The organism is Bifidobacterium sp. UTCIF-1, from assembly GCF_006408915.1.
In the GTDB taxonomy this organism is placed as follows: Bacteria; Actinomycetota; Actinomycetes; order Actinomycetales; family Bifidobacteriaceae; genus Bifidobacterium; species Bifidobacterium reuteri.
Genome location: NZ_JFAG01000003.1, coordinates 88,043 through 108,615, shown reverse-complemented (window position 1 = coordinate 108,615; position 20,573 = coordinate 88,043). Strand labels below are relative to the sequence as shown.

The following is a 20,573-nucleotide window of genomic DNA, read 5'->3' as shown; positions in this document are numbered from 1 at the left end:
AAAAGCGGGTGTACGCCACCGGGAAGAACGGCCGGACATCTCGGTCCCCGCTACAATGGGGAGCCATGAGCGAAAGCGCACGCAATGACACGACACCGGATGCCGGTGCCCAAGCCTCAGGCCGTAAAGGCCCGGGTGCCCCGTCCGATACCGAAAACCGCATAGATCTCGGGTCGCTGTTCCCCGCGAAAGGCGATCCTCGCAGACCTCCCGAATGGTTCGGACGCGCCCTGCTGTATGTGGCGATGGCCATTGTGATATTCAGCTTCTGCTGGCGCTCGTGGGGCAGCATCTCGTATCTGGTGCTCGACATCATCATCTCGCTGTTCCTGGCGCTCGCCATCGAGCCGCTGGTGATCGCGATGGTGAGCCATGGATGGAAACGTGGCGCGGCAACGGCGATCGGTCTGGTGGGCGTGGCCGTGATCATCGGCGTGTTGCTGACGCTGTTCGGCAGCATGTTCGTTTCCCAGGTCGTCGCCATGGTGAGCGGACTGCCCGCCATGTACGAACAGATCCGCGAGTTCCTCGGACAATACAGCACATTCAATCTTCCGGAGATCAACAGCCTTGGTTCCGAGATCATCAACAACATCCAGACTTCCTGGGTCACCGACTTCGCCGGTACCGCGATGAACACGGTCGGCGGTCTGCTGAGCTTCCTGCTCAACCTGATGACCGTGGTCATGACCACGTATTACATTTCCGCCGCCGGACCGAAGCTGCGCCGCTCGTTCTGCCGTTGGCTCGCGCCCGATACGCAGCGCCGGTTCCTGCTGGTATGGACCGTGGCGCAGGATCAGATCTCGTCCTTCCTGTTCTCCCGATCAATCCTTGCGCTGATCAACGCGGCCTGCACCGCCATCTTCCTTGAAGTGCTGCAAGTGCCCTATTGGCTGCCGTTGGCATTGTTCTGCGGCGTCGTCTCCCAGTTCATCCCCACTGTCGGCACTTACATCGGCGGCGCGTTGCCGGTGCTGTTCGCCTGGGGCAACCGCGGATGGACCTATGCGCTCGCCGTGTTGGTGTTCATCATCATCTACCAGCAGATCGAGAACCTCATCCTTTCGCCGAAGATCTCCCAACGCACGATGGACATCAACGCCGCGGTCGCTTTCCTGGCCGTGCTTGCGTTCGGTTCCTTGTTCGGCGCACTGGGCGCGTTCCTCGCACTGCCGGTCACCGCCTCGATTCAGGTGATTTTCCGCGCCTACACCAGACGGTATGAGCTGATCGACTCGCCGCTGATGTACGATCCGACACCTGAGAAGAAGTCGAAGATCGTGGAGGCGTCCGAGGCGTTCGGCGAGCATGTACTGCACCCTATCGGCGAGCATGTGCCGCGCGCCGCCAAGGGCTCCACCAAGAGGGTGCCTATGGACGACGAGCTGTGCAAGCTCCAGCAGGAGTTGTATGCCCTTGAGACGGGTGGTCCGCTGCCGAAGGACGATGACGAGGATGAATCAGCCACTGTGGCGATTCCGAAGCGTGTTCTGGATGGCGAGCACAAGAAGCGGACGCTGCATGGCGTCGAGGGGCACGACGCCGACGCCCCTGCCGCATCCTCCGACAATCCGAGAACGGGGTGGCGCTGATGACGCTGCTTTCCGTGCTTGACGTGCTGTTGTTCATCATCGGTGGTGCCGGCATGGTGTATCAGGGCGTGTGCATCGTCATGTCGCTGTTCGCCAAACCGGTGCGCTTCCCGGATGCGCCGATGACCAACCGATATGCCGTGCTGATCTCCGCCAGAAACGAGGAGAACGTCATCGGCAATCTCATCGATTCGATTCGTGCGCAGACCTATCCCGCGGATCTCATCGACATCTGGCTGGTGGCCGACAACTGCACTGACAGGACCGCCGATGTGGTGCGCGCACGCGGATGCCATGTGCTCGAGCGGCATAATATGCAGCAGATAGGCAAAGGATACGCGCTGACGTATCTGCTTGGGCACATGCTCGAAACCGGGGTGTCTGACGATTACGACGCCTACTTCGTCTTTGATGCGGACAACAGGCTCGACAGGCACTACTTCGAGGAGATGAACAAGGGCTTCAACGCAGGTTTCAAGATCCTGACCAGTTACCGTAACTCGGTGAACCTCGCCGACAACTGGGTCTCCTCCGGTTCGGCGCTCTGGTTCATCCGTGAATCGAGGTTCCTGTCCAATTCCCGGATGATTCTGGGGTCCTCCTGCCATGTGGGCGGCACTGGCTTCATGTTCTCCCGCGATGTCATGAAGCGCAACAAAGGCTGGAAATTCCATCTGCTCACCGAAGACCTCGAATTCACGATGGATTCGATTCTGCACGGCGACCGCATCGGCTACTGCGGCAATGCGATCCTGTACGACGAGCAACCGGTCACGTTCGCGCAAAGCTGGCGTCAGCGCCTGCGTTGGAGCAAGGGATTCCTTCAGGTCTTTCGCTATTACGGGCCCGCCCTGCTCAAACGCGCGGTTCGTGAGCGTGATTTCTCCTGCATCGACTTCACGCTGATGCTGTGTCCGTTCACTGTGCTTGGTGTGATTCGCATATTGATGGGCGCGTTGTTCGCGGCCTTCGGCTTTGTCTCCTGGGCTAGCCAATTGCAGTCTCTGATCGGCTGGTCAAGCGGCATCGTGACCTCGGTGCTCGGTCTGATGGCGTTGGCCGCACTGACCATCATCGTGGAACGCGACCAGATCGGAGCCTCCAACAAGGAGCTTCTGGCATACGTGCTGAGCTTCCCGATCTACATGCTCAGCTACGTGCCCATCTCCTTCCAGGCCATCTTCGCCAAGGCGCAGTGGAAGCCCATCACCCATAAGGGCTGAATCCCGAAGTCCGGGAGGTTCGCTGTAATGCAACCCATGAAACCGCACATCGGAGGAGATTTATGAGCAGAACAGGCGCGGACGGAGACGTGTCGCATGGCCGCGGCCGTATGGGCCGTCGCATCACCGTGACGATCTCGTCCATCGTCACTGTCGTCTTGTTCACCGCATATTGCATCGCGGACGTCGAGGACATGGTTCCGGGCATACTCACGGCGAAGCCTGTCTCCGCAGTAACCTTCCCGCAGACGGTCGCGGCCAAGACGGGTGACGGTCTGGTCGCCTCGGTCGATCTCGGCAGGTCCATCGACAGTGCACAGGCGCAGCGATTGGTCACTGACCTGCTTTCGGCCGATGGCGTGGGACATGATGTCTCGGTGATCATCCAAGACGCGCAAGGCCATACCGCAGCCGAGCATGCGGCGTCCACTCCCCGGGAACCGGCATCCACATTGAAGACGCTCACCGCCTTGGCCGCATCATCCACGTTGGACATGGCCTCGACGCTCGACACCCAGACATACATCTCCGAAGACTCCGGCGATACGGTGGTCACGCTCAAAGGCAACGGTGACATGCTGCTTTCCGCAGGACAATCGGACCCCGACCACATCAACGGACGCGCAGGCCTGGCCACATTGGCCCAGGCGACCGCCGCCGCACTCGCCCAACGGGGCATAGGAAGCGTGAGCCTGCACTACGATGACACGCTGTTCGGTGACAGCCGCATACCGCAGGGATTGGCTTCAGGCGATTCGGTGCAGACCGATTACACCATGTATTACACGCCGGTTTCTTCGATGGCCATCGACGGCGGCCGCCAATACGGCGACGGCTTCCCTGCGCCTGCGGACCCCGATGATTCGACGGGATATCCAGAGCTCTCGCAGCATACCGTACAGGATACGGTCACACGGTTCGCCAGGCTGCTTGCGGACAATGGCATCACGGTAACTGGCGACCCCTCCGCCTCCGCGGCTCCGGAAGGCGTGAGCCCTATCGCCTCGGTCAGTTCGGCGACCCTTGGCGAGATCCTGGCCTATACGCTGAGGCATTCCGATAATACGCTCGCCGAGGAGTTCGGACGGCTGACAGCGCTTGCCTCAGGTGCCGGGAACGGTCCGGAAGGGGGCGTTCAAGCGGTGCGTTCGGCGCTGGAGAAGCTCGGCATCGATACCGCAGGACTGACCATGGCCGACTGCTCGGGGCTCTCGGATGGTTCCCGCCTCACCGTGCACACGTTGGCGGCCGTCCAGCAACGCAATCTGCATGAAGGTGTGGGAGCGGCCGCTGCCGAAGGCCTGTCGGTCGTCGGCCTGACCGGCACGGCCGCCTACCGATATACCGACGAGAAGGTGGCCGGCCTGATTCGCGCCAAGACCGGAAGCCTCGCCCATGTGACCTCCATGGCGGGCAATGTCTTGCGCCTCGATGGGGGAGTGCTGGCATTCGCCGTGGTGGTCAACAACCCGGATGATTATGAGGCCGCGCGCAATGCCGTCGACGTGTTCGTCACCGGACTGGCAAGGCTGTAACGCAGGATCGGATAAGGATTCATATGGTGTATTCGGCACGACTGCGCACCGCCGTGGGCGGGGTTCGTCTGGCGCTCGCTCAGGCGGGGATTGAACGTCAATCGCCGGAATTCCTGCGCCATGGCGAGCATGAGCCTGCTGCTGATGCGCCGCTGGTGTTGGTCGCATGCTCCGGTGGACGCGATTCGATGGCGCTGGCTGCGGTAAGCCATATCGTATGTGCCTCGCTGGGATTGCGCTGTGGGGCGGTCATCGTCGATCATCGGCTTCAGTCCGGCTCCGGTCTGGTCGCCGACCAGACCGCGCGGCGGTGCCGCAAGCTCGGTCTGGAGCCAGTTCTTGTTCGCGCGGTCGAGGTGCATGACCGCGGTGAGGGGCTGGAGGCCGCCGCTCGCGCCGCGCGCTATCAGGCACTGTGCGACGCCGCGCGCGAATGGGGCGCGGCCTGCGTGCTGCTGGCCCATACGATGGATGATCAGGCTGAAACCGTGCTGATCGGCTTGCTGCGTGGCCACGGTATCGACATGGTGGCCGGCATGCCGCCCGCCACTGTGCGTCAGGACGTCCGGTTCCTGCGCCCGCTGCTGGACGTCACACGAGCCGACACCACCGGCATCTGCGAGGATCTGTCGCTCGACTATTGGGACGATCCCACCAATGGAGAGCAGGTCGATGGCCCGTTGCCTGACGGCTATCCACTGCGTTCGCGCATCCGCCATGACCTGATGCCGGTGCTGCGGCGGCTCGCCGGGACAGATGTGGCACGCCATCTGGCCGCCAACGCGCGCCTGATTCGGTATGACAAGGAGTATCTCGATCGGCAGTCGGCTGCAGTCGGGGTGCAGGCGGTGCGCGTCACCCCTGATCCCTGCGCTTCCCGTGATTCCACTGCACCCGACGCCGTCGCTCTTGAGCCGCGGGCGCAGCAGGGGGCTGGTGCCACAGTGATCATCGATGCAAGGCTATTGGCGGAAGAACCTCCCTCGATCCGTCTGCGCGTGGTGGCGCACGCGCTGAGCGAGGCGCGGATCGCTGCCAGCGCCGCGCACATCGAGGCCATCGATCGTCTGATCGTCGATTGGCATGGACAGTCAGCTGTATGTCTTCCCAGTGGATATTCAGCGAACCGCAAGAAACACGTCATTCGCGTGTGCCAAGATAGAGCGCATGCGAATCGCTGATGTTAAGGAAGAGATTGACCACGAGCTGGTCAGCAGAGCGCAGATCGACGCCAAGATTCATGAGATGGCCGCACAGGTGAGCCAGGACTACCGCGACAAGAACCCTTTGGTGGTCGCGGTGTTGAAGGGGGCCGTCAATACGCTGGTGGAGTTCACCGAAGCGTTGAGCATCCCGGTGCAGATCGACTTCATGAGCCTGTCCAGTTATGGTTCCGGTACTGAATCCACCGGCACAGTGACGGTTCGGCAGGATCTGTCCGCTGATGTTCGCGGACGGCACATCCTTATCGTGGAGGATATTATCGATTCCGGACGTACACTCGCGTGGTTGGTCGATGAGCTCAAGCGTCGTGGTGCCGCATCGGTGGAGGTGTTTGCACTGCTGAACAAGCCATCCCGCCGCGAGGTGGATGTGGAAGTGAAGTACCCGGGTTACGAAATCCCGGATGAGTTTGTTGTGGGCTTCGGCCTCGATTACGACGAACGTTACCGCAATCTCGAATCGATTGCGGTGCTGAAGCCGTCCGTGTACCAAGGAGAACAAGCATGACTTTCCCCCAGGGGCCTGGTCAGGGCAACGGGAACAACCCCAATAACAACCGCAATAACGGCAATCCGTTCACCAACCCGTTCAACCGGGGCAACGGCAACGACGGTCGCGGCAAGAACGGCAACGGCAACGGCAACGAGAACCGGCCGGTCTGGCAGTCGCCGTGGCTGTGGGGTGCCGTGCTCGTGGTCATGGCCGTGCTGATGTTCCAGATGTTCACCACCGGTGCCACCAAGACCATCGACACCAAGGATGGTTTTGCACTGATCAAGCAGGGCAAAGCCACCTACGCCGAGATCACCGATAACAAGCAAGTGGTGCGCCTGGAGCTGAAGGACGACTTCTCCAAGAAGAACCCGGACACCGGCAAGGTCACCAACTACGGCAAGGACGTGCAGTTCTACTACACCTTCGCCCAAGGTGCGCAGGTGGCCAAGGCCGTGGAGGACGGCGACCTCGAGAAGGGCTGGACCTCCAACATCGAGCAGACCAGCATGCTCAGCTATCTGGTGACCTCCATCCTGCCGTTCATCATCTTCTTCGCGTTGTTCTGGTGGCTGATGAGCCGCATGGGCGGTGCCGGCGGCATGCTCGGCATGGGCGGCAAGAAGAACAACGGCAAGCTGCTCGAAGGCCAGACGCCCACCACGAAGTTCTCCGACGTGGCCGGTGAGGATGAGGCGCTCGCCGAAGTCGAGGAGATCAAGGACTTCCTGAAGGATCCCTCCAAGTACAAGGCATTGGGCGCGCGCATCCCGCGCGGTGTGCTGCTGTACGGCCCTCCTGGAACCGGTAAGACCCTGCTCGCCCGCGCCATCGCCGGCGAGGCCGGCGTTCCGTTCTACTCCATGGCGGGTTCCGACTTCGTCGAGATGTTCGTCGGTCTGGGTGCATCCCGCGTGCGTGACCTGTTCGATGAGGCCAAGAAGAACGCCCCCGCCATCATCTTCATCGATGAGATCGACGCTGTGGGCCGCAAGCGTGGCTCCGGCATGGGTGGCGGTCATGACGAGCGAGAACAGACATTGAACCAGCTGCTGGTGGAGATGGATGGTTTCGACAACGACACCAACCTGATCATCATCGCCGCCACCAACCGTCCCGATGTACTTGACCCGGCTCTGCTGCGTCCTGGCCGATTCGACCGTCAGGTGGGAGTGGCAGCTCCCGACCTCGAAGGCCGTGAGGCGATTCTCAAGGTTCATGCCAAGGGCAAGCCGTTCGTGCCGGACGTGGATCTGCATATGGTGGCCGTTCGTACGCCCGGCTTCACCGGTGCCGATCTGGCCAACGTGCTCAACGAGGCCGCGCTGCTGTGCGCCCGGGCCGGCGCCCAGCTCATTGACAACCGAGCCATCGATGAGGCCATCGACCGCGTGCAGGCCGGCCCGCGTCGCAAGTCCAAGGGCATGGCCCTCGAGGAGCTGCGCAACACCGCATACCATGAGGGCGGTCATGCGCTGGTTGCCGCCGCGCTGCGCAACACCGACCCGGTGACCAAGGTGACCATTCTCCCGCGCGGCCGTGCACTCGGCTACACCGCCGTGATGCCTACATCAGACCGCTATTCGCAGTCGCGCAACCAGCTGCTTGACCAGATGGCGTACGCGATGGGCGGTCGTACCGCTGAGGAGATCGTCTTCCATGATCCCACCACCGGCGCCTCCAACGACATCGAGAAAGCCACGAAGATCGCCCGCACCATGGTGGTCGAATACGGCTTCTCCGATAAGCTTGGCGCCATCAAGTGGGCCGATGACGACGACCAGACGACGGTGATGGATGGCCTGTCGCCGCGCAAGTACTCCGATCGCACCGCCGAGGTGATTGACGACGAGGTGCTGAAGCTGGTGGAGACCGCGCACACCGAAGCGTGGAACATCATCAACGACAACCGTGACATCCTCGATGAGCTGGTTCGCCAACTGCTGGTCAAGGAGACGCTCAACGAGAAGGAACTGGCTCAGATCTTCGCCCCGATCAAGAAGGCTCCGGAACGTCAGGTGTGGCTGTCCAACGATCGCCGCCCGGATTCCGACAAGCCTCCGGTGGAGATTCCGGAAAGCCTGAAGCGTTCGGTCGGCTTGAAGCCCGAAGAGCAGTGAGCCTTGGTCTGCTGACTTGACGTATTCCATGAAAAGCCCGCAGTCTTATCTGTCTTGCACGATAGGCTGTGGGCTTATTCATTGGTGTTGTCCATTACGATGAATGGGATGGAGAGGAAATGACCGAGGAATCGACAGGTGCCGATCGCGTCGCCCAATATGATGAGGAAGGCGTGCGCGAGGCTGTCCGCCTGTTCCTGAAATCCATTGGCGAGGATCCTGACCGTGAAGGTCTTCGCGAAACGCCGGATCGCATAGCCCGTGCCGGACGCGAACTGTTCTCCGGCTTGGGTGCTTCGCCGGCCGATGTGCTGGAAAAGCATTTCGACGTGGACACTGACGAACTGGTGCTGGTCAAAGACATCGAACTGTATTCCGTATGCGAGCATCATCTGCTGCCATTCCACGGCGTGGCCCACGTGGGTTACATTCCAGCCAAAGACGGCGTCATGGGACTCAGCAAGCTGGCGCGTCTGGTCGAAGTGTACGCCCGTCGTCCACAGGTGCAGGAGCGTCTCACCCAGCAGATCGCAGACGCCTTGGTGGAGTATGCCGGTGCACGTGGCGTGATCGTGGTCACCGAATGCGAGCATCTGTGCATGTCTATGCGCGGCATCAAGAAATCCTCCGCTCGCACGGTGACTTCCGCGGTGCGCGGATTGCTGCGCAATCCCGCCACCCGTGCAGAAGCCATGAGCCTCATCCTGGATAAATAACCGGATACATAATTGGATAAATAACCGGATACATAATTGGATAAATAAGTCTTGTATATGATTGGTTCGTCACATAGAGGGGGACATATGACTGATCTACAGGCATTGCATGACGCACCATGCACCATGGTGATGGGCGTGCTCAATATCACCGAGGATTCTTTCTCGGACGGGGGCCTCTGGCTCGACCCCGACAAGGCCGCCCAGCACGGTCGTTACATGATGGCGGCCGGTGCCGACATCATCGACATCGGGGCCGAATCCACCCGTCCAGGAGCCAAACGAGTCAGCGAAGAGGACGAGCATCGTCGTATCACCGGTGCCGTCAGCGCATTGATTCCCGCTGGCGCCGTGCTGTCCATCGACACCACGCGCGCATCGGTGGCGGCTGCGGCGCTGGAAGGCGGGGCGCAGATCATCAATGACGTCTCAGGCGGCACATTGGATGCCGAACTGCCGCATGTGGTGGCCGACCATGACTGCCTCTACATCGTGCAGCACTGGCGTGGTTGGCTCGCCGGTTCCAAAGGCGCCAATCCCGATCAGGATACGTCCGTGTACGAGCACGGTGTGCTCATCGACGTGCATGACGAGCTGATGCGTCAGGTCGATGCCGTGCTGGATGCCGGAGTCAAGCCTGAACGCATCATCATCGATCCGGGTCTGGGATTCTCCAAGCCGGGCATCGAACATAACCTGCCGCTACTGACCGGATTGAAACTGTTCCGTGCCGCGGGATATCCGGTGCTTATCGGCCAGTCACGCAAGCGCTTCATTTCCGCCATGCTCGCCGATGCCGGCATCAGCGAGCCTTCCATGGAACAGCGTGACGATGTAACCGCCGCCCTTTCGGCATTGAGCGCGGAACATGGTGCATGGGCCGTGCGCGTCCATGACGTGGCGAAAAGCCGTGCCGCCGTCATAGCAGGCAACACCTGGCGCCAATACCTATAAGCTATCAGTCCTTCCGACTCCTCTGAAGAGTGACGTGCACGCTCTCGGTTCCCCTCCGAGAGGTTGCCGTGTGCAAGGTTCATTCCTCCTCTGGCGTCCCTACTCTAGGGGCTGCCGGCAAAGTTCGTTCCTCCTCCGGTTTCCCTTTCCGAGGGGGAGCTGTCAGCGAGGTTCGTTCCTCCTCTGGCTCCCCTCTCTGAGGGGAGCTGTCAGCGACGCTGACTGAGGGGAGTCAATCACATCACAACGAAAGACCTCCAATGGACACCATCACCCTTACCGGCGTACACGCCAATGGCACTCACGGCGTGCTCCCCTTCGAGCACGAACGCCCACAGACCTTCATCGTGGACGCCACCTTGCACCTCGACCTCGCTGGGGCCGGTGCATCCGATGATCTGCAGGACACCATCGACTACGGACGTGTCGCCAAAGACATTGTCGCGGTCATCGAAGGCGAACATGTGGATCTGATCGAACGTCTGGCACAACGTATCGCTGACCGTGTTCTTGCCGACGCGCCGGCCGTACGGGCCATCGACATCACCGTGCACAAGCCGCATGCGCCCATTGTCGTGGCGTTCCAGGATGTATCGGTATCCATCACACGTGTGCGGAATGAGCATGGCCGTGCCGTGCCGGTGTCGGCGACCGAGTCCGCTCCAATCGGGCTGCGATCCGACGCCGGGCCTGAACCGAGTGTCGATGCAGGCGTATCATCCCCGGTCAGCAGACGCGACGTCGCCGTCCATCATGCCGTAGTGGCATTGGGCGGCAACCTCGGCAATGTGGAATCCACCTTGCGTGCGGCAGTGCGCGAGATCGACGGACTCGCCGGCACACAGGTGACCGGCATATCGCCGTTGTATCGTACCGCCGCATGGGGCATGGCGGACGGCGCCCCTGACTTTCTCAACGCTGTCGTGGAATTGGAGACCACGATGGGAGCACATGACCTGCTGGTTGGGTTGCAGGACATCGAGCGTGCGCATGGACGCAATCGCGAACAGCATTGGGATTCACGCCCTCTGGATCTCGATATCATCGATTTCGACGGCGTGCGCAACGCCGATCCGGATCTTGCGCTGCCCCACCCACGCGCATGGCAGCGCGCCTTCGTGCTGGCACCTTGGGTGGCGCTGAACCCATCTGCGCGCCTTGCCGGTGCGCATGAAGGGCTGGTCCGCGATCTTCTGGCCTCGGCTCCTGACCGGGATGCCGTACGTCTCGCTTCTGAGGATTGGATGCTGGGCGGCCATGCCGCCGACGATGAGGCTGGTGCCGATGCGGTGCGTCCGGACGACGGTTCTTCGCCGGCCAAGACGGCGGCAAAGCCCTCGCTGGCTTCGGCGGAACCCGCACCTGTCTCCCGTAAGGCGGTCATCTCGTTGGATTCCACGTCACAGGATGCCGAACACCTGTTCCGTGAGTCGATTGTGTCCATCGACAGCATCCCTGGCAATCAGGTGCAGGGCATCTCCCCGCTGTATCATGTATCGCATTTCGATGGGCCGGATGCGCTGAGCGCGGTCATCCAAGTGGAGACCAAGCTGCCCGCCGCCGACCTGATCACGGCGCTGGGCAGCGTCGAAGCCGTGCACGAGGGGAGCGTCGATCTGGATCTGATTGATATGGAGGGCGTGGCCTCGGACGTTCCGGACTGCCGTGTGCCTTGGCCCTCCGCCAGAACCCATGCCTCGGTGCTGGCACCGTGGATGGACATGGACCCCGAAGCCACATTGGGCGGCGAGCCGGTATCGTTCCTGCTGGCCACGGCACCGGATGCCGGACAAGTGGGCATGCTGTCCGACCATTGGATCATGGCGGCCGAGTAATGGTTGCCGTTGTGCTGCTTAGGTGGCCCTCCGCATGCATCGCTTGTTCGTCGGCCTGCGGCTGCGGCTGCGGCACCTCGCCGGGGCCGCAGCCTTGCGAAACAGGGCTGCAAGAATGCGGGGATTGCGGCTGGGCGCGTGGCGGTAATGCGGTTGATGGCAATATATGAGTGATTGTGGTATTTGAGCTAAGGAGGTGGCGCGTGAAGGTACGCCGAACGCCATGGTGGCAGTATGTGATTGGCGCCGTTCTGGGGTTGCTCGCCGGAATGGGACTGGCCTTATATGGCGAACAATCAGGTCTTTCCCTGATTGGCACGCCTTGGGTGGTGGCCGGATTGCTGGCCGTGTTGGGATTGATTGTGCTGGTTCTGGCGCTCCAGGTGCACAAATACGCGAACACCGATCCCAAGAAGCGCCCGCACAGCTTCATCAATCCTACCGTCGCGGTGAATACCCTGGTGCTGGCCAAGGCGCTCGGCCTCGCCGGCGCAGCGCTAGCCGGATGGTATGTGGGACAGATCCTGATGAGCGTCAGTCACATCGAGGCGCCGTTCTACCATGACGCCATCATCCAGTGTGCGGTGACGGCGGTGGTCTGCGTCGCCGACATGATCATCGGCATCATAGGCGAATGGCTATGCCAATTGCCGCCGAATGAGGGGCCTGAGAATCCCAAACTCGCCGAGGCGAAACGTCGTCAAGAGATGGCCAAGGCGTATCGGGAGCAGTAGCCTCCCGCTAGGCCCTCGGTGTTCCGGCTTGTGCTGCAGCGCCGCTTCTTATTGTCGTGGTTAATGCCGTGGTACGCGGACCATGGCCTCCTGTGCGATTACGGCGACCAGATCTCCGCTTTGCGAATACACCTTGGCGTTGCCGAGACCGCGTCCGTGCGCCGCGATGGGCGTATCCTGCACGTACAAATGCCACTCATTGATGTCGAGATCGCGATACCACCACATCGAATGATCAAGAGAGGCGTAGGAAATGCCCGGCGTGGAGATCGACAGACCGGCGCGACGAAGCACCGGTTCCATCATGAGCTGGTCGCAGCCGATGGCCAGCAGCGCGCGATGCATCACCTGCGGTACATCGACATGCCCATCGACTTTCATCCACACCATCTGCTTGCCGGGATCATGCGCGGCGGATTTCTTGTCGGCCTGAAGCATCACCGTGGGAGTGATGTGGCGGATGTCGAATGGTGATTTTTCCGCATAATAGCTGGCGAATGGGGACTTTTCGGCAAATGGCTGCATCAGTTCCTTGGCTGAGGTCAGCGATTCCGGATCAGGCAGATCGTCCGGCATTGGATCGGAGAATTCCACACCCTCCTGACCGGTTTCCTGGAAGGATGCAATGGCGGTGAGAATCGATCCTTCCGCCTGCGTGACATTGACGCGGCGGGCGGAGAAGGAGCGGCCGTCGCGCAGGTTCTCCACATCGAACAGCAGATCCTGACGGATGTCTCCTGCGGTGATGAAATAACCGTGGATCGAGTTCGGCAGTCGGGAGGCCGAGACGGTTTTGGATGCGGCGATGACCGATTGGGCGATGACCTGACCGCCATAGACGCGGCCGGTGGGGAAGTACATGCTTTCGCCGTTGATGTATGTGTGGTTGCGGTAGGTGGATGGCTCTCCAAGTCTCAGCACCTTCACCAAGTGATCCAATGGGGTAACGGTGTTTGTCTGAGTCATGGGCGCCTCGATTCATACGACGATTGTTCAATACTGGTAGGCAGTCTACCGATTGAGAGTTAAGAGAGTGTGCAGGGGAATGTAAAAAGCCTATGAGGAAAGTAAACGTTCGGTGAGGTATGGTCATGTTTCATAATGCGGTTCTGAAAGTGGACATGTCTCACGTCGGTGCCAATCACTCCGGCCCCCTCTGATGAGGGGCTGTCAGCGAAGCTGACTGGGGGAGAGACAAAACCAAGTTGACTATCCCTCAGTTGGTTGTGCGGAAACAATACAAAAGCCGCCACCGCAAAGCGATGACGGCTTGGATGTGCCAACCAAACGATGAATCAGCCGCGCACGAGCTTCTTGTGCAGACGGTGCGGGCGGGCCGCGTCCTCGCCGAGGCGAGCGATGCGGTTCTCCTGATACGCCTGGAAGTTGCCTTCGAACCAGTACCACTTCGCTGGGTTATCGTCATCGCCCTCCCACGCGAGGATATGCGTGGCGACACGGTCGAGGAACCAACGGTCGTGGGAGATGACCACGGCGCAGCCCGGGAAGCCGAGCAGTGCGTTCTCGAGACTTTCGAGCGTCTCGACGTCCAGATCGTTCGTGGGCTCGTCAAGGAGCAGCAGGTTGCCGCCCTGCTTCAGGGTCAATGCCAGGTTCAGACGGTTGCGCTCGCCGCCGGAGAGCACACCGGTGAGCTTCTGCTGGTCGGAGCCCTTGAAGCCGAAGCTCGCCACATAGGCGCGGGTCGGCACTTCGACGCCGGCCACCTCGATGAAGTCAAGACCGCCGGAGACCGCCTCCCACAGGTTCTTGTTCGGGTCGAGGCCTTCACGGTTCTGATCGACGTAGCTGATCTTGACGGTGTCGCCGATCTTCAACTCGCCGCTGGTGAGCGGCTCGAGGCCGACGATGGTCTTGAACAGCGTGGACTTGCCGACGCCGTTCGGGCCGATCACGCCCACGATGCCGTTGCGCGGCAGCGTGAAGCTCAGGTCGTCGATGAGCACGCGGTCGCCGAACGCCTTGTGCAGGTGGTTGGCCTCGAGCACCAGCGAGCCCAGACGCGGGCCGGCCGGGATCTGAATCTCGGAGAAGTCCAGCTTCTTGTTGTTGCGTGCCTCCTGCTCCATCTGGTCGTAACGCTCAAGACGGGCCTTGTTCTTGGCCTGACGGGCCTTCGGCGAGGAGCGAACCCAGTCGAGCTCGTCTTTGAGGCGCTTGGCGAGCTTGGCGTCCTTGGCACCCTGGATCTCCATACGCTTGGCCTTGGTCTCCAGATACGTGGAGTAGTTGCCCTTGTACGGGTACAGGTGGCCGCGGTCGACCTCGCAGATCCACTCGGCTACATTGTCCATGAAGTAACGGTCGTGGGTGACGGCGATGACGGCGCCCTTGTACTGGTGCAGGAACTGCTCCAGCCACAGGATGGACTCGGCGTCCAGATGGTTGGTGGGCTCGTCGAGCAGCAGCAGGTCGGGGGCCTCGAGCAACAGCTTGCACAGGGCCACGCGGCGGCGCTCGCCACCGGAACAGACATTGACCGGGGTGTCCGGGTCGGGGCACTGCAGGGCGTCCATGGCCTGCTCGAGCTGGGAGTCGAGATCCCAGCCGTTGGCGGCGTCGATTTCGGTCTGCAGCTTGCCCATCTCGTCCATCAGGGCGTCGAAATCGGCGTCCGGGTTGGCCATCTCCTCGCCGATCTCGTTGAAGCGGGCCACCTTCTCGGCGATCGGGCCGAACGCCATCTTGATGTTCTCGCCCACGGTCTTGGTGTCGTCCAGCGGCGGCTCCTGCTGCAGGATGCCGACCGTGTAGCCGGGGGTGAGCGTGGCCTCGCCGTTGCTCACGGTCTCTAGGCCGGCCATGATCTTGAGCAGTGTGGACTTACCCATGCCGTTGGGGCCCACCACGCCGATCTTCGCGCCCGGCAGGAAGCTTAGGGTCACGTCGTCAAGGATCACACGGTCGCCGAAGGCCTTGCGTGCCTTGATCATTTGGAACACGAATTCTGCCATGAGGTGCAGCTACTCCTTAAAAATGTTGGAATTCCGCCGTTTCTTTGGTTCGTGCATGCAGATTGACACATGCGATCGACGGTCACCGTCCGTAGATCGCGTTGCCGTCGTCCCGCCTTGCCGTCCGCTTCCATGCGGCGCGCGTCCGCATAGCGGCCGATTCCATGCCAAACCACCGCCCACCATGGTAACGGAAGGGCTGGAATGGCGGGGTGGTAGCGGGTTGGATGTGGTGACTCGTGCGTGGTCAGGGTCATCGAACGAGATGCCGTGGGAATTCGCGCGGCGGTGCCGTCGGCGTGCGAGAGATGACTGCCACGGCTGCAGCCGTGGCGATGATGACGAGTGCAGCGATGAGGAAACTGTCGAGTATCGAGGATTCCGTAGGCCTTGGCGGCCATTGTTGTAGTAATTGCCATAACATTGCTGTAGTCGATGCCAAAAGTCTGCTTTAGTGTTTGTCGCATCTTTACGGGACGGCCGGTGGGACAGCTTATGGCGCGGTTTTACGAGGCTCGGGGCGGCGATGCGATGGAGTGACGAGTATCTGGAGTGAGAGCGGAAACGATACTGGCGAAACGGGGGCGATGCATGGGGTCGATCGGACAGGCGGAATCGTTGAAGCGGAAGGCGGCGTTCGTCGCCGGAGCGGAAAGCGTGGTGTGCTCCCTTGGATGGGTGGTCGTATTTGCTTTGGGGGCTGATCGTCCCGTACCACCGGGGTTTTGGAAGCTTGTCGTGCTGGTCGGGGTATTGATGGTCGCTCAGTTTCTATACGTGCGTCGGCTATTGGCGGACATGCTATCGGCACAACCGACGTTTCGCCGTAACGAGGTGATGTTCGCCGTGGCGGGTGTGTCACTTGCCGTCCTGACGGGATGGTGGTGGCATACGGATTTCACCGGCATGGCCGGCGTCATCTGGCTTGTGGTGGTGACCGGGGTCGGATTCGTGTACGGCACCGTGCTATGGACGGTGAATCGTACGTTCATCCGGATATTTCGCGGCCGCATCCGGGCGAACGTACGTTGACGGGCACTCGCCGTACATTCGACCGGAAAAGATGGAGGAATACCCGGACGAACGTACGCCCATGACCAGATTCCCGTTGGGGCTGGTCATGGGCGTACGTCTACGTCGGTTACGTCGGCTATGCCGGTCACTTCCCGCCGCCGATGGCGCGCAGCACGTTGACCATCTCGATGGCGCCGAGCGCGCAGTCGAAGCCCTTGTTGCCGGCCTTGGTGCCGGCGCGTTCGATGGCCTGTTCGATGTTCTCGGTGGTGATCACGCCGAAGAGCACCGGCATGTCGGAGTTCAGCGACACCTGCGCGATGCCCTTCGCGGTCTCGTTGCACACGAGGTCGTAGTGGGAGGTGGAGCCGCGGATGATCGCGCCGAGGCAGATCACCGCATCGTAGCGGCCGGTGGACACCATGCGCTTGGCCGCGATCGGGATCTCGAACGAGCCGGGCACCCACGCCACGTCGACGTTCTCGTCGGCCACGCCGTGACGGTGCAGACCGTCTCGGGCCCCGGACAGCAGCTTCGAGGTGATGAACTCGTTGAAACGGGCGACGACGATGCCGATGCGGATCGGCGCGTTCGCTTCGCTTCCGGCGAGGGTGGTGGTGTTCGCGACCAGCTGGCCTTCGAATACGGTCATGTCAGTTCTCCTTGGTGATTGTTGCAGTGGTGGTTGCAGTGGTTGCGGCGGTTGCGGGAACGCCCAGCAGGTGCCCCATGCGCCGTTGTTTGGTGGACAGGTAGTTCGCGTCGTGCGCGTTCGGTGGGATGACGATCGGCACGCGGGATGCGACGGTGACTCCGGCACGCTTCAGCTGGTCGATCTTATCCGGGTTGTTCGTCATCAGGTCGACGGATGCGATGCCGAGATCGCGCAGCATGGCCGCCGCCGTGTCGTACTCGCGTGCGTCGGCGGGGAAGCCGAGCTTCAGGTTCGCGTCGAGCGTGTCGAAGCCCTGCTCCTGCAGCTCATATGTGCGCAGCTTGTTGAGAAGCCCGATGCCACGGCCCTCCTGGCTCAGGTAGAGAATCACGCCGCGGCCCGAGTCGGCCACGCGGCGCATCGCCTCGTGCAGCTGTGGACCGCAGTCGCAGCGCTGGGATCCGAACACGTCGCCGGTCATGCACTGCGAGTGGATACGGCACAGCACGGGCGGAATCGCCGCCGCCGTATTGGATGCGCCGGAGACGCCTTCCGCGCCGGCCATCGCCGTGAGGATGTCGTCGCCCATCACCAGCGCCACATGCTCGCAGCCGTTCTCGGATTCGTAGCCGACCATCGTGAATCGGCCGTAGTCGGTGGGTAGATCCACCTGCGCGATGCGACGCACCGTGTGCGGGAACGCGTGCGTGCGCCGGTACTCCTGCAGCTGGGCGATGGTGATGTACGCGAGATCATGCTCGGTGGCGAACCGTTCGAGATCGCCGCGTCGCATCATCGTGCCGTCCTCCTTCATCATCTCGCAGCACAGGCCGCATGGCTCGAATCCGGCCAGTCTCGCCAGATCTACGGTCGCCTCGGTGTGCCCGTTGCGTTCCAGCACGCCGCCCTCGCGCGCCACCAGCGGGAACATGTGTCCGGGGCGGCGGAAGTCCTCCGGGCGCGCATTCGGGTCGATGCAGGCCAGCGCGGTCAACGAACGGTCGCGTGCGCTGATACCGGTGGACGTGGTCACGTGATCGATGGATACGGTGAACGCCGTGTGATGGTTGTCCGTGTTCGTGGCGACCATCGGCGGCAGTTCGAGTCGCGATGCCAGTTCGGCGCTCATCGGCGTGCAGATGAGTCCCCGGCCGTGCGAGGCCATGAAGGCGATGTTGCTCGGTGTGGCGTGGCGGGTAGCGCAGATGAGGTCGCCTTCGTTCTCGCGCCCCTCGTCGTCCGCCACGACGACGATGCGTCCCGCCCGGATGTCGCGGATCGCGCGTGCCACCGCCTGATTAGTGTTCGTGTGATCGGTGTTCGATGAAGCCATATGTTGTCCTTTGGTTCTTTGTCCTTTGTCGTTCGTGTGAGCGTCAGAAGCCGTGCTCGGCGAGGAAGTTCTCGGTGATTGCCCCGGATCCGCCGGAGCCTCCCTTGTCGGCGTCGCCATCGCGCGACGGCAGTGCAAGCAGGCGATTCACGTATTTCGCGATTGGATCGGTTTCGAGATTGACGATGTCGCCGACACCGCGCTCGACAAGCACCGTGTGCGAGGCGGTGTGCGGGATGAGGGAGACGCCGAACGCGGTCTCCGTCACGGTCGTCACCGTCAGACTGATGCCCTCGACGGCGATCGACCCCTTTTCGGCGATGAACCGCATGAGCTCGTACGGCGCGCGGATCGTATAGACCGTCGCGATGCCGTCGGGCGTGATTGACTCGACCACGCCGGTGCCGTCGATGTGTCCGGAGACGATGTGTCCGGAGAAGCGGCCGTCGGCGGGCATCGCGCGCTCCACAGCGACATGGTCGCCGCGCCGTAAGGTTCCGAGGGAGGAGCGGCGCAGCGTCTCATGCATCACGTCCGCGGTGAACGCCGTGCCATGCACGGCCGTCACGGTCAGGCATACGCCGTTGACGGCGATGCTTTCGCCGATGGCCGTCCGGTCGGTCACCACCACCGGCGAGTCGACGGTCAGATGGGCGAAATCGGCTCCGCGATCCAATCGCACGACCGTGCCCAGATCCTCAACGATTCCCGTGAACATACTCGACACCTCCCTCGATGACGATGTCGCTTCCCACCGTGGCGACGGTGCGGTCGATGATACGGAAGGCATCATCGGGAGCCGCGACGCCCTCGCCTCCCACCGGGCCGGGTGCGTTCCGCCCGCCGAACAGTTTCGGCGCGACGTAGGCGCTCACCTTGGACACCACACGATCGCGCAGCGCCGACCACGCCAGCGTTCCGCCACTCTCGATCATCACGCTGTCCAATCCGCGCTCGTCGAGCGCCTTCACAATCCCGGCGACGTTCACGTGGCCGTCGCCATCGGTGTCCGCGTTGAGGATTTCGCAGCCAGCCTCACGGTAGGGGAGCGTGCGTTGCTCGTCGTCGACCGCCGTGGCGATGATCGTCGGCGTCTCGCGCGCGGTGGCGATGAGCGCCGCATCAAGGGGCGTGCGCAAATGGGTGTCGCACACCACGCGCACCGGATTGTGACCGCCCGGGATGCGGCAGGTGAGTTGCGGATTGTCCACCAGCACGGTGCCCACGCCCACCATGATCGAGGCGAACCTGCCGCGATCCTCGTGCGCGCGACGGCGCGCATCCTCGCCGGTGATCCAACGGGACAGGCCCGTGGAGGTGGCGATGCGGCCGTCCAGCGTCATCGCGTATTTGAGCATGACGAATGGCGTGCGCGTGGTGATGAAATGCAGAAAGATCTCGTTGAGCCGGTCGCATTCGTCCCGCAATACGCCTTCGACGACCTCGATACCGGCGGCGCGCAGCTGGCGCACGCCCTTGCCGGAAACCAGCGGATTCGGGTCGGGGGAACCGACCACCACGCGGGCCAGCCCCGCATCGATGAGCGCCTTGGAGCACGGAGGCTGCTTGCCGGTATGGCAGCACGGTTCCAATGTGACGTAGATGGTGGCGCCGCGAACATCTACGCCTGACTGTTTCGCGGCCTCGAGCGCGGCACGTTCGGCATGCCAGCCGCCGAAATGGTCATGATGACCGGCGGCGATGATCGTGCCATCGCGCACGATGACGGCGCCCACCATCGGATTCGGGTTGACCCTGCCCGCTCCGAGCCGTGCGTGACGCAACGCCACGGACATAAAGTCCCTATCGTTCATGAATCCCCTTTCGCTCGATAGGGCATGTCCAGGGGTTCATGGGAAGGCTGACGCGAGCGTATGCCGGACCAAGCCCTCGCTCGGCCCCGAAAACGCGAAAGCCCTGGATTCCAAAGGAATGCCAGGGCGTCGTCAAAGGGGCCGCGCAAGGGCATGCCGATGCATGCGCATGCGCGCGCCGCCGCAACTTCTTCCATCCAGACTATGACTGTCGGTACCGGAATCGCACCGGTTCGGCCCCTCGATCGCTCGCGGGGCTCGCGGACTGTACCGCCGATCGGGAATTTCACCCTGCCCTGAAGATGCTTGTTCAATTAGCGGTTATTGAACGTACAAGGCCGGCAGGACAGGTTT

17 protein-coding genes and 1 riboswitch are annotated in these 20,573 nt (G+C 62.0%); of the genes, 11 read left to right on the top strand and 6 right to left on the bottom strand.

From position 1 onward, the window contains the following. Nucleotides 1–65 precede the first annotated feature (65 nt). The 10 genes from BW09_RS02250 (at nt 66) to BW09_RS02205 (ending at nt 12,428) form a co-directional block, all read left to right on the top strand. Nucleotides 66–1,595, top strand: a complete 1,530-nt coding sequence (locus BW09_RS02250) for an AI-2E family transporter (RefSeq protein WP_140464651.1) — start codon at nt 66–68, stop codon at nt 1,593–1,595. Continuing rightward, complete coding sequence (locus BW09_RS02245) at nt 1,595–2,818, top strand: glycosyltransferase family 2 protein (RefSeq protein WP_140464649.1); 1,224 nt, start codon at nt 1,595–1,597, stop codon at nt 2,816–2,818. The genes BW09_RS02250 and BW09_RS02245 overlap by 1 nt, the downstream gene beginning before the upstream one ends. 62 nt (nt 2,819–2,880) lie before the next feature. Continuing rightward, nucleotides 2,881–4,353, top strand: coding sequence for a D-alanyl-D-alanine carboxypeptidase/D-alanyl-D-alanine-endopeptidase (locus tag BW09_RS02240; protein ID WP_140464647.1), 1,473 nt, complete (start codon nt 2,881–2,883; stop codon nt 4,351–4,353). A gap of 23 nt (nt 4,354–4,376) precedes the next feature. After that, nucleotides 4,377–5,534 carry a tRNA lysidine(34) synthetase TilS gene (tilS, locus tag BW09_RS02235; RefSeq protein WP_140464645.1) on the top strand — a complete coding sequence of 386 codons (1,158 nt, stop codon included), beginning with the start codon at nt 4,377–4,379 and terminating at the stop codon, nt 5,532–5,534. Further along, on the top strand, nt 5,521–6,084 hold the full coding sequence (gene hpt / locus BW09_RS02230) for a hypoxanthine phosphoribosyltransferase (RefSeq protein ID WP_044089018.1): 564 nt from the start codon (nt 5,521–5,523) through the stop codon (nt 6,082–6,084). Before tilS ends, hpt begins: the two co-directional genes overlap by 14 nt. Further along, nucleotides 6,081–8,189, top strand: a complete 2,109-nt coding sequence (gene ftsH, locus BW09_RS02225; protein ID WP_044089019.1) for an ATP-dependent zinc metalloprotease FtsH — start codon at nt 6,081–6,083, stop codon at nt 8,187–8,189. The genes hpt and ftsH overlap by 4 nt, the downstream gene beginning before the upstream one ends. A gap of 119 nt (nt 8,190–8,308) precedes the next feature. Next, the gene (folE, locus tag BW09_RS02220; protein WP_044089020.1) at nt 8,309–8,905 is read left to right on the top strand and encodes a GTP cyclohydrolase I FolE; all 597 of its coding nucleotides are present in this window, start codon (nt 8,309–8,311) and stop codon (nt 8,903–8,905) included. An 87-nt stretch (nt 8,906–8,992) separates the two neighbouring features. Further along, nucleotides 8,993–9,859: a dihydropteroate synthase gene (gene folP / locus BW09_RS02215; RefSeq protein WP_140464643.1), complete on the top strand. Its 867-nt coding sequence runs from the start codon at nt 8,993–8,995 to the stop codon at nt 9,857–9,859. Nucleotides 9,860–10,119: 260 nt separating this feature from the next. Continuing rightward, the gene (folK, locus tag BW09_RS02210; protein ID WP_140464641.1) at nt 10,120–11,694 is read left to right on the top strand and encodes a 2-amino-4-hydroxy-6-hydroxymethyldihydropteridine diphosphokinase; all 1,575 of its coding nucleotides are present in this window, start codon (nt 10,120–10,122) and stop codon (nt 11,692–11,694) included. Between the two features lie 203 nt (nt 11,695–11,897). Next, complete coding sequence (locus BW09_RS02205; RefSeq protein ID WP_140464639.1) at nt 11,898–12,428, top strand: DUF3180 domain-containing protein; 531 nt, start codon at nt 11,898–11,900, stop codon at nt 12,426–12,428. Nucleotides 12,429–12,488: 60 nt separating this feature from the next. Here BW09_RS02205 and BW09_RS02200 read toward each other — a convergent pair whose 3' ends face one another. Both BW09_RS02200 and ettA read right to left on the bottom strand, forming a co-directional pair. Next, nucleotides 12,489–13,394 carry an acyl-CoA thioesterase II gene (locus BW09_RS02200; protein WP_140462670.1) on the bottom strand — a complete coding sequence of 302 codons (906 nt, stop codon included), beginning with the start codon at nt 13,392–13,394 and terminating at the stop codon, nt 12,489–12,491. A 329-nt stretch (nt 13,395–13,723) separates the two neighbouring features. Beyond that, nucleotides 13,724–15,403, bottom strand: a complete 1,680-nt coding sequence (gene ettA / locus BW09_RS02195) for an energy-dependent translational throttle protein EttA (RefSeq protein WP_140462671.1) — start codon at nt 15,401–15,403, stop codon at nt 13,724–13,726. Nucleotides 15,404–15,994: 591 nt separating this feature from the next. On the opposite strand from ettA, the gene BW09_RS02190 reads away from it, so the two are divergent. Further along, complete coding sequence (locus BW09_RS02190; RefSeq protein WP_140462672.1) at nt 15,995–16,435, top strand: hypothetical protein; 441 nt, start codon at nt 15,995–15,997, stop codon at nt 16,433–16,435. A gap of 127 nt (nt 16,436–16,562) precedes the next feature. Here BW09_RS02190 and ribE read toward each other — a convergent pair whose 3' ends face one another. The 4 genes from ribE to ribD are packed head-to-tail and all read right to left on the bottom strand — an operon-like array spanning nt 16,563 to nt 20,219. Next, complete coding sequence (gene ribE / locus BW09_RS02185; protein WP_140462673.1) at nt 16,563–17,069, bottom strand: 6,7-dimethyl-8-ribityllumazine synthase; 507 nt, start codon at nt 17,067–17,069, stop codon at nt 16,563–16,565. A gap of 1 nt (nt 17,070) precedes the next feature. Beyond that, nucleotides 17,071–18,405 carry a 3,4-dihydroxy-2-butanone-4-phosphate synthase gene (gene ribB, locus BW09_RS02180; protein WP_140462674.1) on the bottom strand — a complete coding sequence of 445 codons (1,335 nt, stop codon included), beginning with the start codon at nt 18,403–18,405 and terminating at the stop codon, nt 17,071–17,073. A gap of 43 nt (nt 18,406–18,448) precedes the next feature. Further along, on the bottom strand, nt 18,449–19,123 hold the full coding sequence (locus BW09_RS02175) for a riboflavin synthase (protein WP_140462675.1): 675 nt from the start codon (nt 19,121–19,123) through the stop codon (nt 18,449–18,451). After that, on the bottom strand, nt 19,104–20,219 hold the full coding sequence (gene ribD, locus BW09_RS02170; protein WP_140464637.1) for a bifunctional diaminohydroxyphosphoribosylaminopyrimidine deaminase/5-amino-6-(5-phosphoribosylamino)uracil reductase RibD: 1,116 nt from the start codon (nt 20,217–20,219) through the stop codon (nt 19,104–19,106). Before ribD ends, BW09_RS02175 begins: the two co-directional genes overlap by 20 nt. 181 nt (nt 20,220–20,400) lie before the next feature. Then, nucleotides 20,401–20,527: riboswitch (FMN riboswitch) on the bottom strand. Nucleotides 20,528–20,573: the final 46 nt, after the last annotated feature.

Excerpts from the sequence above, each read along its gene's own strand:
- BW09_RS02250 (WP_140464651.1), top strand. The coding sequence starts at position 66 with ATGAGCGAAAGCGCACGCAATGACACGACACCGGATGCCGGTGCCCAA.
- BW09_RS02245 (WP_140464649.1), top strand. The coding sequence starts at position 1,595 with ATGACGCTGCTTTCCGTGCTTGACGTGCTGTTGTTCATCATCGGTGGT.
- BW09_RS02240 (WP_140464647.1), top strand. The coding sequence starts at position 2,881 with ATGAGCAGAACAGGCGCGGACGGAGACGTGTCGCATGGCCGCGGCCGT.
- tilS (WP_140464645.1), top strand. The coding sequence starts at position 4,377 with ATGGTGTATTCGGCACGACTGCGCACCGCCGTGGGCGGGGTTCGTCTG.
- hpt (WP_044089018.1), top strand. The coding sequence starts at position 5,521 with ATGCGAATCGCTGATGTTAAGGAAGAGATTGACCACGAGCTGGTCAGC.
- ftsH (WP_044089019.1), top strand. The coding sequence starts at position 6,081 with ATGACTTTCCCCCAGGGGCCTGGTCAGGGCAACGGGAACAACCCCAAT.
- folE (WP_044089020.1), top strand. The coding sequence starts at position 8,309 with ATGACCGAGGAATCGACAGGTGCCGATCGCGTCGCCCAATATGATGAG.
- folP (WP_140464643.1), top strand. The coding sequence starts at position 8,993 with ATGACTGATCTACAGGCATTGCATGACGCACCATGCACCATGGTGATG.
- folK (WP_140464641.1), top strand. The coding sequence starts at position 10,120 with ATGGACACCATCACCCTTACCGGCGTACACGCCAATGGCACTCACGGC.
- BW09_RS02200 (WP_140462670.1), bottom strand. The coding sequence starts at position 13,394 with ATGACTCAGACAAACACCGTTACCCCATTGGATCACTTGGTGAAGGTG.
- ettA (WP_140462671.1), bottom strand. The coding sequence starts at position 15,403 with ATGGCAGAATTCGTGTTCCAAATGATCAAGGCACGCAAGGCCTTCGGC.
- BW09_RS02190 (WP_140462672.1), top strand. The coding sequence starts at position 15,995 with ATGGGGTCGATCGGACAGGCGGAATCGTTGAAGCGGAAGGCGGCGTTC.
- ribE (WP_140462673.1), bottom strand. The coding sequence starts at position 17,069 with ATGACCGTATTCGAAGGCCAGCTGGTCGCGAACACCACCACCCTCGCC.
- ribB (WP_140462674.1), bottom strand. The coding sequence starts at position 18,405 with ATGGCTTCATCGAACACCGATCACACGAACACTAATCAGGCGGTGGCA.
- BW09_RS02175 (WP_140462675.1), bottom strand. The coding sequence starts at position 19,123 with ATGTTCACGGGAATCGTTGAGGATCTGGGCACGGTCGTGCGATTGGAT.
- ribD (WP_140464637.1), bottom strand. The coding sequence starts at position 20,219 with ATGAACGATAGGGACTTTATGTCCGTGGCGTTGCGTCACGCACGGCTC.